General features: G+C 71.8%; 14 protein-coding genes and 1 pseudogene. 10 read left to right on the plus strand and 5 right to left on the minus strand.

Going from position 1 to position 15821, the window contains the following annotated elements:
* Positions 1-414 precede the first annotated feature (414 nt).
* Complete coding sequence (locus M2266_RS05910) at positions 415-837, minus strand: secondary thiamine-phosphate synthase enzyme YjbQ (RefSeq protein WP_277437181.1); 423 nt, start codon at positions 835-837, stop codon at positions 415-417.
* Positions 838-1158: 321 nt separating this feature from the next.
* Between M2266_RS05910 and M2266_RS05915 the strand changes: the two genes are divergently transcribed.
* The 9 genes and pseudogenes from M2266_RS05915 (at position 1159) to M2266_RS05955 (ending at position 10376) form a co-directional block, all read left to right on the plus strand.
* Complete coding sequence (locus tag M2266_RS05915) at positions 1159-2019, plus strand: ABC transporter permease (protein ID WP_277437182.1); 861 nt, start codon at positions 1159-1161, stop codon at positions 2017-2019.
* Positions 1992-2789: an ABC transporter ATP-binding protein gene (locus M2266_RS05920; protein WP_277437183.1), complete on the plus strand. Its 798-nt coding sequence runs from the start codon at positions 1992-1994 to the stop codon at positions 2787-2789. The genes M2266_RS05915 and M2266_RS05920 overlap by 28 nt, the downstream gene beginning before the upstream one ends.
* 28 nt (positions 2790-2817) lie before the next feature.
* Positions 2818-3847: pseudogene (locus tag M2266_RS05925) on the plus strand (ABC transporter substrate-binding protein).
* The gene (locus M2266_RS05930) at positions 3847-5055 is read left to right on the plus strand and encodes an LLM class flavin-dependent oxidoreductase (protein WP_277437184.1); all 1209 of its coding nucleotides are present in this window, start codon (positions 3847-3849) and stop codon (positions 5053-5055) included. Before M2266_RS05925 ends, M2266_RS05930 begins: the two are co-directional and overlap by 1 nt.
* Positions 5056-5197: 142 nt before the next feature.
* Entirely contained in the window at positions 5198-6082 is an 885-nt protein-coding gene (locus M2266_RS05935) for a glycoside hydrolase family 3 N-terminal domain-containing protein (RefSeq protein ID WP_277437185.1), read from the plus strand.
* A 55-nt stretch (positions 6083-6137) separates the two neighbouring features.
* Entirely contained in the window at positions 6138-7253 is a 1116-nt protein-coding gene (locus M2266_RS05940) for an NAD(P)-binding domain-containing protein (RefSeq protein WP_277437186.1), read from the plus strand.
* Positions 7254-7441: 188 nt separating this feature from the next.
* Positions 7442-8212: a (Fe-S)-binding protein gene (locus M2266_RS05945; RefSeq protein WP_277437187.1), complete on the plus strand. Its 771-nt coding sequence runs from the start codon at positions 7442-7444 to the stop codon at positions 8210-8212.
* Positions 8209-9684, plus strand: a complete 1476-nt coding sequence (locus M2266_RS05950) for a lactate utilization protein B (RefSeq protein WP_277437188.1) — start codon at positions 8209-8211, stop codon at positions 9682-9684. The genes M2266_RS05945 and M2266_RS05950 overlap by 4 nt, the downstream gene beginning before the upstream one ends.
* Entirely contained in the window at positions 9681-10376 is a 696-nt protein-coding gene (locus M2266_RS05955; protein WP_277437189.1) for an LUD domain-containing protein, read from the plus strand. The genes M2266_RS05950 and M2266_RS05955 overlap by 4 nt, the downstream gene beginning before the upstream one ends.
* Positions 10377-10408: 32 nt before the next feature.
* Here the strand turns inward: M2266_RS05955 and M2266_RS05960 are convergent, their stop codons facing one another.
* Together M2266_RS05960 and M2266_RS05965 are read right to left on the minus strand one after the other, a co-directional pair.
* Positions 10409-10792 (minus strand): hypothetical protein, encoded by a 384-nt coding sequence (locus M2266_RS05960; RefSeq protein ID WP_277437190.1) that lies wholly within the window; start codon positions 10790-10792, stop codon positions 10409-10411.
* Positions 10793-10884: 92 nt separating this feature from the next.
* A complete protein-coding gene (locus tag M2266_RS05965; RefSeq protein ID WP_277437191.1) occupies positions 10885-12702 on the minus strand; it encodes an ABC transporter ATP-binding protein in 1818 nt (605 codons plus the stop codon).
* A 158-nt stretch (positions 12703-12860) separates the two neighbouring features.
* Between M2266_RS05965 and M2266_RS05970 the strand changes: the two genes are divergently transcribed.
* Positions 12861-13370 (plus strand): MarR family transcriptional regulator, encoded by a 510-nt coding sequence (locus tag M2266_RS05970; RefSeq protein WP_277437192.1) that lies wholly within the window; start codon positions 12861-12863, stop codon positions 13368-13370.
* Positions 13371-13424: 54 nt separating this feature from the next.
* On the opposite strand, the gene mscL is transcribed toward M2266_RS05970, so the two are convergent.
* Both mscL and M2266_RS05980 read right to left on the minus strand, forming a co-directional pair.
* Positions 13425-13868, minus strand: a complete 444-nt coding sequence (gene mscL, locus M2266_RS05975) for a large conductance mechanosensitive channel protein MscL (RefSeq protein ID WP_277437193.1) — start codon at positions 13866-13868, stop codon at positions 13425-13427.
* A 74-nt stretch (positions 13869-13942) separates the two neighbouring features.
* Entirely contained in the window at positions 13943-15712 is a 1770-nt protein-coding gene (locus M2266_RS05980; RefSeq protein WP_277437194.1) for a carbohydrate-binding module family 20 domain-containing protein, read from the minus strand.
* Positions 15713-15821 lie beyond the last annotated feature (109 nt).

The raw sequence follows: 15821 nt of genomic DNA on the forward strand, positions 1-15821 counted from the left end.
TGGTCCTGAGCATAGCGGGCCGGGAACGCAGAGCGGCAAGATTTCCCAGCAGGCCATCAGCGGCTGACCTCGGCCGTCGAGGCGCCCCGCGTAGCCGCGGCCGGGTAGGTCGACCGGTGTGCAGAAGGAGGCCACCCTGATCCGGCCTGCGGCCATCGGGTCACGCCTGCCATGGAGACGCGGGTGCCGGCCGGGGTTTCCCGGAACGTGACTCGGCCGTGGGCAATGCGCGTGTCGGCCCACGAGCCGACGTCTGCCGAGGCAGTACCTCTGATGTCCGCGTCGAACTCTTGTTATCAGCACATGAGTTGATCGCGATCCTGCTGGCCCGCGACCCTCGCAATGTCTTCCCCCGTTCCGCGCGCACTGTAAGGAGAATCGGCGGCCACGCCTGGACGATCTTGATCTGCCCGATCAGGCCAGGAAACTCAACCGAACCTGACGGTTGTGATTGGAGACGTTCGTGTCCACCAGGACGACGGACTGCCATGTGCCCAGTTCCAGGTGACCGTTGATTACCGGGAGGGTGGCGTGTGGGGGGACCAGGGCGGGGAGGACGTGGTCGCGGCCGTGGCCCGGGGTGCCGTGGCGGTGGCGCCAGCGGTTGTCGGCGGGGAGCAGGTCGTGCAGGGCGGCCAGCAGGTCGTCGTCGCTGCCGGCGCCCGTTTCCATGACGGCGATGCCCGCGGTGGCGTGCGGGACGAAGACGTTGAGCAGCCCGTCACGGCCGCGCGCGGCGTCGTCGAGGAAGGCGGCGCAGGCCGCGGTGAGGTCGTGGACCGTCTCGCTGGAGCCGGTCGCGATGTCGAGGGTTCGGGTGGTAAACGTGTCGGCCATGCCTCCATGGTCGCGCAACGTCACCGGATCCGCGTTTGAGACGTCCGTCCGCGTGGCGAGACGACATTGACCGGGCTCGGGGCGGCTCGCTAGGTTCTCCCGCATGTTGCGTCCCGTTCTGCTCACCACGCGCGGTCACATCGACCTGCTGCGGGTGGCCTCCGCCGCGTGTCCTCGCGGCTGCTGACGCCTTCTCACTCGCTCGACCTTCTTCTCGCCTCGCTCTTCAGCGCGCTCCCGGGCTGATCCCGTAGGGATCCAATCCGCCTGGAGGCTGCGCGCCGAGGCGTGCTTCCCTCTGCCTTCCGTCGTGGAGCCGCCATGCCCAGCACCGCATCACCGCCGGACATATCCGTAATTCCTGAATTGAGCCCCATCCTGGAGCTCGAACCGCTCATCTCGGCAGCCTCCCGGCGCCGTCATGTGCCCCGTTGGCTGCGCCGTACCGCCGGGCCGCTGCTCCTGCTGGCCCTGTGGCAGGTGCTGAGTGCCACCGGGGTCCTGGAGCCCGACATCCTCGCCTCTCCCGGCACGATCGCACGGGCCGGGAAGGAGCTGATCGCGGACGGGACGCTGCCGTCAGCGATGCTGGTCTCGCTCCAACGTGTCGCTCTGGGACTGCTGTTCGGCGTTCTGGCGGGCACCGCGCTCGCCCTGGTCTCCGGGCTGTCCCGACTCGGCGAGGACCTCGTCGACGCGAGTGTGCAGATGCTGCGCACCGTGCCCTGGGTCGGTCTGATCCCGCTGTTCATCATCTGGCTCGGCATCGGCGAGGCGCCCAAGATCGCGTTGATCTCGCTGGGTGTCGCCTTCCACCTCTATCTGAACGTCTACGCGGGCATCCGCGGCGTCGACGAGCAGCTCATCGAGGCCGGTACCTCGCTCGGACTGTCCCGCTGGGGCCTGGTGCGGCACGTCGTCCTGCCCGGCGCGCTGCCGGGGGCGATGACCGGGCTGCGCTACTCCCTGGCGACCGCCTGGCTCGCGCTGGTGTTCAGCGAGCAGATCAACGCGGACGACGGCATCGGCTTCGTCATGAACCAGGCTCGCGAGTTCTTCAGGACCGACGTGATCGTGGTCTGCCTCGTCGTGTACGCCTTCCTCGGCCTGACCGCCGACATCGTCGTCCGCACTCTCGAAAGGCTGCTGCTGCAATGGCGACCGACCTTCACCGGCAAGTGACCCGCCCCAAGGACCGCAAGGCCGAGCACCCGGAGGACCGCAGGACGGAGCGTCCGGCGACCGCGGTCCGCGTCGAGGGCCTGACCCGTGCCTTCGACGGGCGCGCGGTGATCGACCGGCTCGATCTGGACATCAGGCCCGGCGAGTTCACCGCCCTGCTCGGGCGCAGCGGCTGCGGCAAGAGCACGCTGCTGCGCGTGCTGGCCGGTCTCGACCGGGAGGTCGAGGGTTCGGTGCTGGTGCCGCGGCGGCGCGCGGTCGCCTTCCAGTCGCCGCGCCTGATGCCGTGGAAGCGGGTGTGGCGCAACGTCCTGCTCGGGCTGCCCGGCCACCCCGACCGGGCGGTCGCGGAACAGGCGTTGGAGGAGGTCGGGCTCGGCCACCGGTCCGGCGCCTGGCCCAAGACGCTCTCCGGCGGCGAGGCCCAGCGCGCCTCGCTGGCCCGCGCCCTGGTGCGGGAGCCGGATCTTCTGCTGCTCGACGAGCCGTTCGGCGCGCTGGACGCGCTGACCCGGATCACCGCCCAGCGGCTGGTCGGCGAACTGTGGCAGCGGCGCGGGTGCGCGGTGCTGCTCGTCACCCATGACGTGGACGAGGCGCTGCTGCTCGCCGACCGCGCGCTGGTGATGGAGAACGGCGTGATCGCCCACGACAACCCCGTCGCCCTGCCGCGCCCCCGCGACCCGGGCGACCCCCGGTTCGCCGAACTGCGCTCCCGTCTGCTCGATCAACTCGGGGTGGAGAACCACCCGTCCGCGCAAGCGGCCTGACGACCACTCCTGAACGGAAGAAACGACCATGAAACGCTTCGCCCCCGCCCTCCTGCTCCCGCTCGCCCTCCTGCTGACCGCATGCGGCGGGTCGTCCGCCGCCGATGACGCCTCGGGCTCGTCGGACGGCGGCCTGGGTGGCGTCACGCTCAACGTCGGTGACCAGAAAGGCGGCTCCGAGGCGATCCTGCGAGCCGCCGGGGAACTCGACAAGGTCCCGTACAGAATCACCTGGTCGACCTTCACCTCCGGGCCACCGTTGCTGGAAGCGGTCAACGCGAAGGCGGTGGACATCGGCGGGGTCGGCAACACCCCCGCCGGTGTTCGCGGCCGGCGCCCGCTCGAAGATCACGGTGGTGGGCGCCTCGCACGGCTCGTCCGCCGGTGAGGTGATCGCGGTGCCCAAGGACTCGGACCTGAAGTCGGTGGCCGACCTCAGGGGCAAGTCGGTGGCGGTCGCGCAGGGCAGTTCCGCGCACTTCCAGTTGGTGTCCTCGCTCGCGAAGGCGGGTCTGAAGCTCAGCGACGTCAAGGTCAGCTATCTGCAGCCGGCCGACGCGCTGGCGGCGTTCAGCCGGGGCCGTGTCGATGCCTGGGCCATCTGGGACCCGTACACCTCCCAGGTCCTGCGCAACGGCGCCAGGGTGCTGACCACCGGCGAAGGCGTCGTCAACGGGCTGGGCTTCCAGGTCGCCGCGCCCGCGGCGCTCAAGGACAGGAACAAGGCCCAGGCGATCGGCGACTACCTCACCCGGCTGCGCCGCGCGCAGGACTGGGCACACGGCCACCCCGAGGAGTGGGCGAAGGTCTGGTCGAAGGAGACCGGACTGCCGTACGAGGTCGCGCTGGACGCGGTGAAGCGCAGCAGCGGCACCCGGGTGGCGGTGGCCGTGGACGACGCCGCGATCGCCTCCGAGCAGAAGATCGCCGACACCTTCGCCGACCTCAAGCTCATCCCGAAGCACTTCGCGTTCGAGGACTTCGTCGACAAGCGCTTCAACGCCGAGCTGCCGGCATCCACCGCCCCGGCACACTCCTATGGAAAGGCCTCCTCCTGATGTCCGTGCACCTGCACTGGTTCCTGCCCACGGGCGGAGACGGCCGGACGCTCGTCGACCGCCACGCCTACACCGACGGCGGCATCAAGCGCTCGCGGATCACTCCGATCAGCGGCGTCCGCGCGCCCGACATCGACTACCTGGCGCAGATCGCCCGGGCCGCCGACCAGTTGGGCTTCGAGGCCGTACTGACGCCGACCGGCACCTGGTGCGAGGACGCCTGGCTGACGACGGTGGCGCTGTCGCAGCACACCGACCGGCTGAAGTTCCTGGTGGCGTTCCGGCCCGGCGTCATCTCGCCGGTGCTGGCGGCGCAGATGGCGGCCACCTACCAGCGCATCACCCGGGGCCGGCTGATGCTGAACGTCGTGACCGGCGGTGACTCCACCGAGCAGAAGCGCTTCGGCGACCACCTGGACCACGACAACCGCTACGCCAGGACCGACGAGTTCCTGACGGTGGTGCGCGGGGCCTGGGAGGGCAAGCCCTTCGACTTCCAGGGCGAGCACTACCAGGTGGAGGGCGGGCTGGTGGCGCTGCCGCCCGAGCCGCGGCCGCCGATCTTCTTCGGCGGCTCGTCGCCGGCCGCGGGACCGGTCGCGGCCCGCAACGCGGACGTCTATCTGACCTGGGGGGAGCCGCCGGAGCAGGTCAAGCAGAAGATCGACTGGATCCGCGGGCTCGCTGAGGCGGAGGGCCGCACGGTCCGGTTCGGCATCCGGATGCACGTCATCTCGCGCGACTCCTCCAAGGACGCCTGGGCGACCGCGAACCGGCTGCTGGACGACCTCGACGACGACACCGTCGCCGCCGCCCAGCAGGCGCTGGGCAAGAGCGAGTCGGTGGGCCAGCAGCGGATGCTGGCCCTGCACGGCGGCTCCCGCGACAAGCTGGAGATCTCCCCCAACCTCTGGGCCGGGGTCGGCCTGGTGCGCGGCGGCGCGGGTACGGCGCTGGTGGGCAACCACGCCGAGGTCGCGGACCGGATCGAGGAGTACCACGCCCTGGGCGTCGAACACTTCGTGCTCTCCGGGTACCCGCACCTGGAGGAGGCGTACTGGTTCGGCGAGGGGGTGACACCCGAGCTGGCGGCACGCGGTCTGCTCGACACCGTCCCCGGCTCCCGGCCGGCGGGGGTTCCGGCGGTCAACGGGCGTCCGGCGTCCGCGCCGGGCGGCGCGCCGCTGCTGCTCGCCGGGGGGCGTTGAGCGGCAGCGGAGTATGAGGTAGCCCGTCCGGCCGGGAGACCGTTCCGGCCGGACGGGCAGCCGCTCCCTGATTGGTCTGGACCATTTGGACGCTCTCGGGATACCCTCCCACTGCCGCCGCGCGCCAAAGGGGGACAGCGACGTGAACACCCTGCACCGTATCGCCGCATTGGTCGACGCCTGCCTGCTCCCCTCCTGCCGCACCGAGCGGCTGCCGGAGTGGATCCGTCTCGGGCTCGACCGGGGAATGCCGGGAGTGGTCGTCCGCGCGAGCACTCCCGACGCCTCGCGCCGGATCACGGCCGCGCTGCACGAGCGGCTTCCCGACGGCCTCACCGGGCGGCCGGGCCGGACCCGGAGCCCGCGCGGCCGGAACGGAAACGATTCCGGAAGCCGTGCCAGCGGCAGTTCCGCGGCCGCCGAACTGGTGGCCCTGGGAGCCAACCTGCACCTCGGCGTCCGGCCCGCGCTGCGCGCCGACGAGACCCGCGTCTTCGTCACCGATCTGCAGGCGCACGGGGTCGCCGCGGCCCTCGGCCCCTTCACCGGCGAGGGCCCGCTGCGGCCGTTCGCCGAGGGGGCGGCCGCCGGAGTACGCGCGATCACCGCCGGGCGGACGCCGGTACCGGGCGGCGAGGGCCTGCCGGCCACCCTCAGCAGCCGGGCCGTGACGGGCGTGCTGCGCGGCGACCTCGGCTACGGCGGAGTGGTGGTCAGCGACACCCTCGACGCGCCGTCGATCGTCAACGGCTGGGGCGTGCCGGGCGCGGCCGTACTGGCCTGGATCGCCGGCGTCGACCTCGTCCAGCTCGGCCCGGCGTGCGGCGCGGGCGTCCACGAGGCGATCCACACCGCCGCCGCCCGGGCGGTGGGCGACGGGGACCTCCCACCCGCCCGGCTGGAGGAGGCCGCGGAGCGGGTGGCGCGGCTGCGGCGCTGGGCCTCGGAGCCGCGGATGCCCGCGGCGCCGGTCCCGGCCCCCGTTCCCGCTCCGGTGCCGGCGCGCACTTCGGTCATCCCGCGCTGAGGTGGCGCGCGGGAAGCTTTCCGCGCCGGCCCGGGTTGGTAGAACCGTGAACGACTTGAGCGGAGCGCACGAGGGCCATGAGGTCGATGTAGCCGTCATCGGGGCCGGGCAGGCGGGCCTGTCGGGCGCGTACTTCCTCACCCGCGCCGGGCTCCGCCCCGACGAGGGCTTCGCCGTCCTGGACCACTCCCCCGGCCCCGGCGGCGCGTGGCAGTTCCGCTGGCCCTCGCTCACCTACGCCAAGGCCCACGGTGTCCATGACCTGCCCGGCCTCCCACTCGAGGGCGCCGAGCCGGCGCGGCCCTCCGCCGAGGTGGTCTCCGGGTACTTCGACCGTTACGAGCGCGCCTTCGACCTGCGCGTGCACCGACCGGTGAACGTGTCGGCGGTCCGCGAGGCGGGCGGCGGCCGGCTGCTCGTCGAGACGGACGCCGGAGCGTGGTCCGCCCGCGCGCTGATCAACGCGTCCGGCACGTGGGACCGCCCCTTCGTCCCGCACTACCCCGGCCAGGAGACCTTCCGCGGCCGCCAGCTGCACACCGCCGGCTACCGGGGCGCGGCGGAGTTCGCCGGCCGCCGGGTGGTCGTCGTCGGCGGCGGGACCTCGGCCGTGCAACTGCTGATGGAACTCGCGGAGGTCGCCGACACCACGTGGGTCACCCGCCGTCCACCGCTCTTCCGCGACCAGCCGTTCGACGAGGACTGGGGCCGGGCCGCGATAGCCCTCGTCGAGGAGCGGGTCAGGGCCGGGCTGCCGCCGCAGAGCGTGGTCAGCGTCACCGGACTGGCGGCCACCGAGGCGGTGCGCGCCGCGCGGGCGCGCGGCATCCTCGACCCGCAGCCGATGTTCGACCGCGTCACCGAGGACGGTGTCGCCTGGAACGACGGCCGTGAGCTGGAGGCGGATGTCATCCTGTGGGCCACCGGCTTCCGCGCCGCCCTCGACCACCTCGCGCCGCTGCGGCTGCGCGAGCCGGGCGGCGGCATCCGGTTGGAGGGCACCACCCGCGTCGCCAAGGACCCCCGCGTCCACCTCCTCGGCTACGGACCCTCGGCCAGCACCATCGGCGCCAACCGGGCGGGGCGCACCGCCGTCCGCGAGATCCGCGAACTCCTCGCGCGGGCACCGGAGGACGCCGCGCCCGTACGGTCTGCCGCGTTGACGCACTGAACGCCCGGCCGCGGGGGCGCTAACCTTCCGCCCATGGTCACCTCGCGCTCCCGGCGGGAGTTCCCCGCCTCTTCCCGCGCCGTCGGCGCGCCCTCTCGTGCGGCGCTACGCGGCCGCTGGAGCACGGCACCCGAGAAAACATCCGATGTCTGCTTCCCAGTGATCTCGCGCTACGGCAGTATGAGCCCATGCGCGTAGCCCTCTTCGTCACCTGTGTGAACGACACGCTCTACCCGGACACCGGGCGGGCCACCGTGGCGCTGCTCGAACGACTGGGCGTGGACGTCGACTTTCCGCCGGCGCAGACCTGTTGCGGACAGCCCCAGTTCAACACCGGCTACCGGCACGAGACCGAACCGCTGGTGCGCCGGTACGCCGCCGCGTTCGAGGGATACGACTACATCGTGACCCCGTCCGGGTCCTGTGCGGCGATGGTCCGTGAGAACTATCCGCGGATCGGGGCGAAGGCCGCCGCCGAGGGGCGCGGCGACGCTCTCGCGGAAGCGGCCGCGTCGGTGGTGCCCAGGACGTACGAATTGACGGAGTTCCTGGTGGACGTGTTGGAGGTGACCGACGTCGGGGCGTACTTCCCGCACACGGTCGCCTACCACCCCACCTGCCACGGGCTGCGGGTGCTGGGGCTCGGGCGGCGTCCGCTCGCGCTGCTGGAGAAGGTCCGGGGTCTGGAGCTGCGGGAGTTGGAGGGCGCGGAGGAGTGTTGCGGCTTCGGCGGCACCTTCGCCGTCAAGAACCCGGCGGTGTCCGGCGCGATGGGCGCGGACAAGACCCGGCACATCACCGCGACGGGGGCCGCCACCGTCTGCACCGTCGACAACTCCTGCCTGATGCACATCGGCGGCACGCTGGCCCGGGAGGGCTCGCCGGTCCGGCCCGTGCACATCGCCGAGATCCTCGCCGCGACGCAGGAGCACCCGTACCGGAGGGAAGAGGTCCGATGAGCGGCACGTACGTGGGGATGCCGACCTTCCCGCAAGCGGCGGAGAAGTCCACCCAGGACACCCAGCTGCGGGGCAATCTGCGGCACGCGACGCACACCATCCGCGCCAAACGCGCGGTGGCGGTCGCCGAGCTGGACGACTGGGCGCAGCTGCGGGCCGCCGGCGCCGCCGTCAAGGACCGCACGCTGCGCCATCTCGACCACTACCTGGAGCAGTTGGAAGCGGCGGTCACGGCCGCGGGCGGCGTGGTGCACTGGGCGGCCGACGCCGACGAGGCCAACCGGATCGTGACGGAGCTCGTCCGCGCCACCGGCGAGACCGAGGTCGTCAAGGTCAAGTCGATGGCGACCCAGGAGATCGGGCTCAACGAGGCCCTCGCCGAGGCCGGTATCCATGCCTACGAGACGGACCTCGCCGAACTGATCGTCCAGCTCGGTGACGACCTCCCGTCGCACATCCTGGTCCCCGCCATCCACAAGAACCGGTCCGAGATCCGCGACATCTTCACCGAGCGGATGGGCGACTGGGGCCGGGCGGCGCCCGACGGGCTGTCCGACGAACCGGCCGACCTCGCCGACGCGGCCCGGCTCCACCTGCGGGAGAAGTTCCTGCGGGCCAAGGTCGCCGTCTCCGGCGCGAACTTCATGGTGGCCGAGACCGGCACCCTCGTCGTCCTGGAGTCAGAGGGGAACGGCCGGATGTGCCTGACCCTGCCCGAGACCCTGATCTCGGTCGTCGGCATCGAGAAGACCATCCCCACCTGGCAGGACCTGGAGATCTACCTCCAGACGCTGCCCCGCTCCTCGACCGCCGAGCGGATGAACCCGTACACCACGACCTGGACCGGCATCACGCCGGGCGACGGGCCGCAGGCGTTCCACCTGGTGCTGCTCGACAACGGCCGCACCGACACCCTCGCCGACACAGTGGGGCGCCAGGCGCTGCGCTGCATCCGCTGCTCCGCCTGCCTCAACGTCTGCCCGGTCTACGAGCGGGCCGGCGGCCACGCGTACGGCTCCGCGTACCCCGGTCCGATCGGCGCCATCCTCACCCCGCAACTGCGCGGTACCGCCTCGGCGCTGGACGCCTCGCTGCCGTACGCGTCGACGCTGTGCGGCGCCTGCTACGAGGTCTGCCCGGTCGCGATCGACATCCCCGAAGTCCTGGTCCACCTGCGGGAACGGGTGGTCGAGGGCGGAGCGGTGACGCTGCGCGGCACCCGGGCCGTCATCAGACCGGCCAAGGGGCACGCCGCCGAGCGGGCCGCGATGCGCGCCGCCCGCTGGGCGCTCGACCATCCGGCCGCGCTCCGCGCCGGCCAGCGGCTGGCCGCCCGCACCCGGCGGCTGCACCCGGCGCGGCTGCCAGGGCCCGGACGTGCCTGGTCCGCCACCCGCGAACTGCCGGCCGTGCCCGCCGAATCGTTCCGTGACTGGTGGCAGCGCACCCGGGGAGAGGGAAAGACCACATGAGCGACCCGAGTCCCGAACACGGAGTCCCGATCCACCCGGGCGGCGCGAGCAGCCGGGAGCGGGTTCTCTTCCGGATCCGCCGCGCACTGGCCGACGTGCCGCGCGACGAGCTGCCCGGCGGCGCGCCGCCGGCGCGCGACTACCTGCACGTGCACGGGACCCGAACGCCGGCGGAAACCGCCGACCTGCTGGCCGTCCACCTCGCGGACTACCGCGCGCTGGTCCACCGGTGCCCGGCCGACGGACTCCCGGCGCTGATCGCCACCCTGCTCGCCGAGCGCGGTGCCCGCTCCGCGGTCGTCCCCGACGGTTTGCCCGACGGCTGGCTCTCCGCCGTCAGCGGAGTGGAGCTCGTCGCGGACACCCTCGCCCTGACGGCGCGTGAACTCGACGCGGTGGACAGTGTGGTGACCGGCTGCGCGGTGGCCGTCGCCGAGACCGGCACCATCGTGCTGGACGGTTCGCAGGGCCAGGGTCGGCGCCGCATCACCCTCGTGCCGGACCACCACATCTGCGTGGTCCTGGCGCCCGGCCAGATCGTCGATTCGATCCCCCAGGCGATGCCGCGCCTCGATCCCACCCGCCCGCTGACCTGGATCTCCGGCCCCTCGGCCACCAGCGACATCGAGCTCGACCGGGTCGAGGGCGTGCACGGTCCGCGGACGCTGGAAGTGATCCTGGTCGACGCGTGACAGGGGCGGCCGAGACGCGTCTTCGACCAGGATCAGGCCTGGCGGCGCGTCTCGTGGCGGCTGACCCGCAGCGCCCACAGCACCAGCGGAACCTGGACCGGCAGCCGCACCAGGGCCGCGGTCCGCAGCGGCGCCGGGCGGTGGCGCCAGTCGTAGGCCATCTTCACGTTGGCGGGAAAGACGGCGGTGAGCAGCCCCGCCGCGAGCAGACCGCCGACCCGGCGGGTGGCGGGGACCGCGACGGCTCCGGCCACCGCGAGTTCCACCGCCGCGCTGCCGTAGGTCCAGGCGCGCGGCGTGCCCGGCAGGGCGCGCGGAACCATCGCGTCGAACACCTTGGGGAGCAGGAGGTGCGCCGCGGCGCCGCCGGCGAGGAGCCCGACGAGGAGTCGTGCGGAGCGCTCGTGGGAAGCCAACGCGGGTACCTCCGGAGGATGGGCGACAGGTCCCCGCCGGGCGGGTCCGCGCCACCTTACCCGGGAGTCAGTTCCGGTGGGAGCCCCCTTCGTCACACGGACTTGGCGAGTTCGGCGGTGGACAGCCGCTCGTCCCGGCGGACCAGCGCCGCGTAGCGGCCGTCGTACGCCAGCAGCTCGTCGTGGTTGCCGCGTTCGACGATCCGGCCCGCGTCGAGGACCACGATCTCGTCGGCGTCGCGGACGGTGGAGAGCCGGTGGGCGATGGTGATGGTGGTGCGGCCGGCCGACAGCGCGTCGATCGCCTCCTGGACGGCCTGTTCCGTGCGGGTGTCGAGTGCGCTGGTGGCCTCGTCGAGGACGAGGACGGGCGGGTCGCGCAGAATGGTGCGCGCGATGGCCAGCCGCTGCTTCTCGCCGCCGGAGAAGCGGTAGCCGCGTTCGCCGACGAGGGTGTCGTACCCGTCAGGGAGACCGGCGATGTGGTCGTGGATCTGGGCGGCCTTCGCCGCGGCGACGATGTCCTCGTCGGTGGCGTCGGGCTTGGCGAAGCGCAGGTTCTCGGCGACCGAGGCGTGGAAGAGGTAGGTCTCCTGGGCGACGACGCCGACCGTTTCGGCGAGCGTGTCGAAGGCGAGGTCGCGGACGTCGACGCCGTCGATCGTCACGCGGCCGCCCGTCACGTCGTACAGCCGGGGCACCAGGTAGCTGAGCGTGCTCTTGCCCGAACCCGTCGACCCGACGATGGCCAGGCTGCCGCCGGCCGGCACGGCGAGGTCGATGCCGTGCAGCGTGCGGGGTGCGCCGGAGGGGTCGTACGAGAAGTCGACGTGCTCGAAGCGGACGTCGCCGCGGGCGCGGTCCATGCGCACCGGGTCGGCGCGCTCGGTGATGTCGACGGGCAGGTCGAGGTATTCGAAGATGCGCTGGAAGAGCGCGAGCGAGGTCTGCACCTGGACGCCGGTCGACAGCAGGCTGACGGTCGGGCGGAACAGGCCCTGCTGGAGCGAGACGAAGGCGACGAGGGTGCCGATGGAGAGGGCCGGCCCGCCGTTGCTCATGGTCACTCCCGCGGCCCAGTACAGCAGCGCCGGCATGGCGGCCATGACGATGCCGATGGTGGACATCCGCCACCGCCCGGCCATGTTGGAGCGCACCTCGAGGTCGACCAGTCGCTCGGACTCCTCGGAGAAGGAGCGTGTCAGCGAGTCGGAGCGGCCCATGGTGCGGCCGAGCAGGATGCCGCTGACGGACAGCGACTCGGTGACGATGGCCGACATGGACGCCATCTGCTTCTGCCGCCGGGTGGTGATCTTCTTGCGCTCACGGCCGACCCTGCGGCTGATCCACACGAAGACCGGGAGCAGCAGCAGCGAGACGATCGTCAGCCGCCAGTCCAGCGCGAGCATCGCGACCACGGAGGCGATGACGGCGGTGAGGTTGGAGACCAGCGAGGTCGCGGTGGACGTCACGGTGGCCTGCATGCCGCCGATGTCGTTGGCGATACGGGACTGCACCTCGCCGGTGCGGGTCCTGGTGAAGAAGGCGAGCGACATGCGCTGCAGCTGCTCGTAGACCGAGGTGCGCAGATCGTGCATGACGCGCTGGCCGACGGTGGTCGATATGAGGGTCTGCAGGACGCCGAAGACGCTGGTGACGACGGCGGTGGCGATCATGCCGAGGGCGAGCAGGCTGAGCAGCCCGGTGCGGCCCTGCGGGATCGCGGTGTCCAGGATCGCCTTCAGCAGGAAGGGCGAGGCGACGGAGACGAGGGAGGAGAGCGCGACCAGCACGCCCACGATGGCGAGCCTGCCGCGATAGGGGCGGAAGAGCCGCACGATGCGGCGTACGTCGGTGGGGTTGTCCGGATCTTTGGGCGGTGGCGTCCACCGGGTGTTGTCGGGGTGCAAAGGGCTCCTCGGAGAGGTTGCTGAGGGCGTTCGGCCGCCGGTACGGCCGGCGGTGTCGGGGCAGTGCCCGCACAGGACCGCCGGGCCGGGCCGACTTTAGGAGTGTAGGTCATTGTTACCTATGTTCACAATGACTTACATCCTGATATCCTTGGGCCATGGATCCCCGCACCACCACCGCGACCGAGCCCGTGACCGACGCAGCCGCCGACTCCGCGGCGGAGTCCGCCGCCGAGACCACCGGCCGCCTCGCCGATCAGCTGCTGCAGCTGACCAAGCGGCTGCACCGCGCCCAGCGCCGGCACCTCGAACCGCTCGGCATCACCCCGGCCCAATCCCGGCTGCTGCGGACCGTCGCGCACAGCGAGGAACCGCCGCGGATGGCGGACCTGGCCCAGCGGCTCGACGTCGTGCCGCGCGCGGTGACCACGCTGGTCGACGCACTGGAAGCGCACGACCTGGTGCGCAGGATCCCCGATCCCGCCAGCCGCCGGGTGATCCGCATCGAGCTGACCGAGGCCGGCGGCGCGACGCTGCACCGCCTGCGGCTGGCCCGCCGGGCCGCGGCCGAGGATCTCCTCGCCCCGCTGGACACCCCGCAGCGCGAGGCGCTGACCGCGCTGCTCGCGGCCCTGGACGCGGCGGCGCCCCCTCGGCAGCGCTGCTGAAGCGCGCCCGAGGGGGCGTCGTGGTGGCACCTTCCGGCGCCCGGCCGGCGTTCCCTACTGCGAGGTCGTCACGCGGTGCGCGCCGTTCTCGGAGGGCGCCTGCTGAACCTGCGCGGTGCACGCGCTGCACCGGCGGGCGGCCTGGGGTATCGGGGTCAGGCACTCCGGGCACTCACGCATCGGAGCCGCGGCGGCCTTCGGGAAGAACCGCTCCTGCATCCGGTTCATCGGGAGGATGACCAGGAAGTAGATCACCGAGGCGACGATCACGAAGCTGATCGACGCGTCGATGAAGGCGCCGTACGGGAAGGTCACTCCCGAGACGGTGAACGCCTTGCGGGAGTAGTCGCCGGAGGCTCCCGACATGAGCCCGACGATCGGGGTCAGGAACGCCTTGACGAAACCGCTGACCAGCGCGGTGAAGGCCGCACCGACCACGATGCCGACCGCGAGTTCGACGACGTTGCCGCGCAGCAGGAACGTACGAAAACCCTTCATAACTCAGGTAACTCCCTCTGTGAGCACGAACTGGAATGTGCCAGTCTCCCCTGCTCCCGGCCTCCCGCTCACCATCACCCGCGCCAGTTGTCGGCGAGTGACACCTTTCCGCTCGCGGGCACCGTGGCGGTGCGATTGGCCCCGGTCTCCCAGGTCGCGTTCCCGGCACTGTCCTTGCGTATGTACTTGTACTCGAACGACGTGCCGGCGCCCAGCGCGACGTCCAGCTTCCACAACGGGTAGGCGGCCGACGAGAGCAGCAGCGCCTTGCCCGTGTCCCAGTTGCCGAGAGTCGCGGTGTTGCCGGTGACGTAGATGTTCTGGCCATTCGTGGTCGTGGCGTTCACCGCGAAGGACGCGCCGGAGGCCGGGGTGGTCCCCCCGCCGCCGGCGCAGCTCGCCCCCGCGTACAGCGCCACCGCGTCGTTGGAGCCGATCGTGGCCGTGAACGTTCCGTCGGCGCTGACGGTGTAGCGGGTGCCGGAGTGCTGGACGTCGCAGTAGCTGCCCGCCGGCAGCGAGGTGGCGTACGTCCGCGTGAGCGCGCCGCCCTCGTGGTTGATCGCGACGAAGCCCTTGCCGCCGCGGCCGAACGCGATGGCGTTGCCGCCGTTGGACCACCAGTTGGTCACCGCCGTACCGGAGACGGCGTTGCGGAAGCCGACCATGCCGGCGATCTGCGGCCAGGCGTGCTGGCACTTCCACCCGTCGGCGTAGCAGGCGTTGACGGTGCCGCCGTTGGGCGGGCCGGAGTCGTTGTCCGAGAACTCGTAACCGGAGTAGACGTTCGGCGATCCGTAGGGCCAGGCCAACAGGTAGACGTTGGCGAGGGTGTAGGTGGCGCCCGCCTTGTAGTTGAGGGTCGAGCCGTTGCGCTCGGTGTCCCAGTTGTCGGTGAAGGTCCGGGCGTTGGCGCTGGGCAGGTAGCCCCAGGAGGCGCCCCAGTTGCTCAGGTACGACAGCTTCTCGCTGGTGAAGATCCGCTTGAGGTCGGTGGCGGCGCGGAACTCGTCCACGTCCCCGGTGCCGGTGTACTCGCCGGGCTGCACCGCCTCGCCGGACCCGTAGATGACCTCCTGCGCCCAGTAGACGCCCGGGTTGCTGAGCTTGGACTTGATGGCGGCGAGGTCGCCCGCCGCGATGTGCTTCGCCGCGTCGATCCGGAAGCCGTCGGCACCCAGCGAGAGCAGGTTGTTGAGATAGCCGGCAATCGTGGAACGGACGTAGTCGCTGCCGGTGTTCAGGTCCGCGAGCCCGACGAGCTCGCAGTTCTGGACGTTGTTCCGGTCGGCGTAGTTGGTGATGTTGCTGCGGCAGGAGTGGAAGTCCTGGTCCTGGTAGTAGCCGGGGTAGTTGTACTTCGAGTAGTTGGTGCCGCCGGTCCCGGTGCCGGAGCCGGCCGCCATGTGGTTGATCACCGCGTCGGCGATGACCTTGACGCCCGCGCCGTGGCAGGTGTCCACCATGTGCTTGAACGCGGTGCTGTCCCCGAGCCGACCGGCGATCTTGTAGCTGACCGGCTGGTACGAGGTCCACCACTGGCCGCCCTGGATCTGCTCCTGGGCCGGGGAGACCTCGACGAAGCCGTAGCCGGCGGGACCGAGCGTGTCGGTACACGCCTTGGCGACGGAGTCGAAACGCCACTCGAAGAGGGTGGCGGTGACGTCCTTGCCGCCCGGCGTCGTCGCCCGCGCCGGCTGCTGGGCGGCGAGGGTGAGGCCGGTCGCGGCGAGGAGTACGGCGAGCGCGCTGTGCAGGGCCCGGGAGCCACGGGAGGGCCGGGAACCGCCGGATGTTCGAGTGCTGCGCGGCGTTCGACGTGTTGGGGATGTGCGGGATCGCATGAGCGGCTCCTCGAGTGCGGGCACAGCTGTGCCCTCGAAGGCAGCCCGCGCCAAGCCGCCGGGTGGGGGGTGCGGAACCCCGCGTCCCACGGGGTTCCGCCGAGGAGCT

The sequence above is a fragment of the Streptomyces sp. SPB162 genome (genome assembly GCF_029504575.1).
In the GTDB taxonomy this organism is placed as follows: domain Bacteria; phylum Actinomycetota; class Actinomycetes; order Streptomycetales; family Streptomycetaceae; genus Actinacidiphila.

What these genes read in the sequence shown, in the direction of transcription:
- M2266_RS05910 (WP_277437181.1), bottom strand. Translation starts at nt 837, where the DNA reads ATGGCCGACACGTTTACCACCCGAACCCTCGACATCGCGACCGGCTCC.
- M2266_RS05915 (WP_277437182.1), top strand. Translation starts at nt 1,159, where the DNA reads ATGCCCAGCACCGCATCACCGCCGGACATATCCGTAATTCCTGAATTG.
- M2266_RS05920 (WP_277437183.1), top strand. Translation starts at nt 1,992, where the DNA reads ATGGCGACCGACCTTCACCGGCAAGTGACCCGCCCCAAGGACCGCAAG.
- M2266_RS05930 (WP_277437184.1), top strand. Translation starts at nt 3,847, where the DNA reads ATGTCCGTGCACCTGCACTGGTTCCTGCCCACGGGCGGAGACGGCCGG.
- M2266_RS05945 (WP_277437187.1), top strand. Translation starts at nt 7,442, where the DNA reads ATGCGCGTAGCCCTCTTCGTCACCTGTGTGAACGACACGCTCTACCCG.
- M2266_RS05950 (WP_277437188.1), top strand. Translation starts at nt 8,209, where the DNA reads ATGAGCGGCACGTACGTGGGGATGCCGACCTTCCCGCAAGCGGCGGAG.
- M2266_RS05955 (WP_277437189.1), top strand. Translation starts at nt 9,681, where the DNA reads ATGAGCGACCCGAGTCCCGAACACGGAGTCCCGATCCACCCGGGCGGC.
- M2266_RS05970 (WP_277437192.1), top strand. Translation starts at nt 12,861, where the DNA reads ATGGATCCCCGCACCACCACCGCGACCGAGCCCGTGACCGACGCAGCC.
- mscL (WP_277437193.1), bottom strand. Translation starts at nt 13,868, where the DNA reads ATGAAGGGTTTTCGTACGTTCCTGCTGCGCGGCAACGTCGTCGAACTC.
- M2266_RS05980 (WP_277437194.1), bottom strand. Translation starts at nt 15,712, where the DNA reads ATGCGATCCCGCACATCCCCAACACGTCGAACGCCGCGCAGCACTCGA.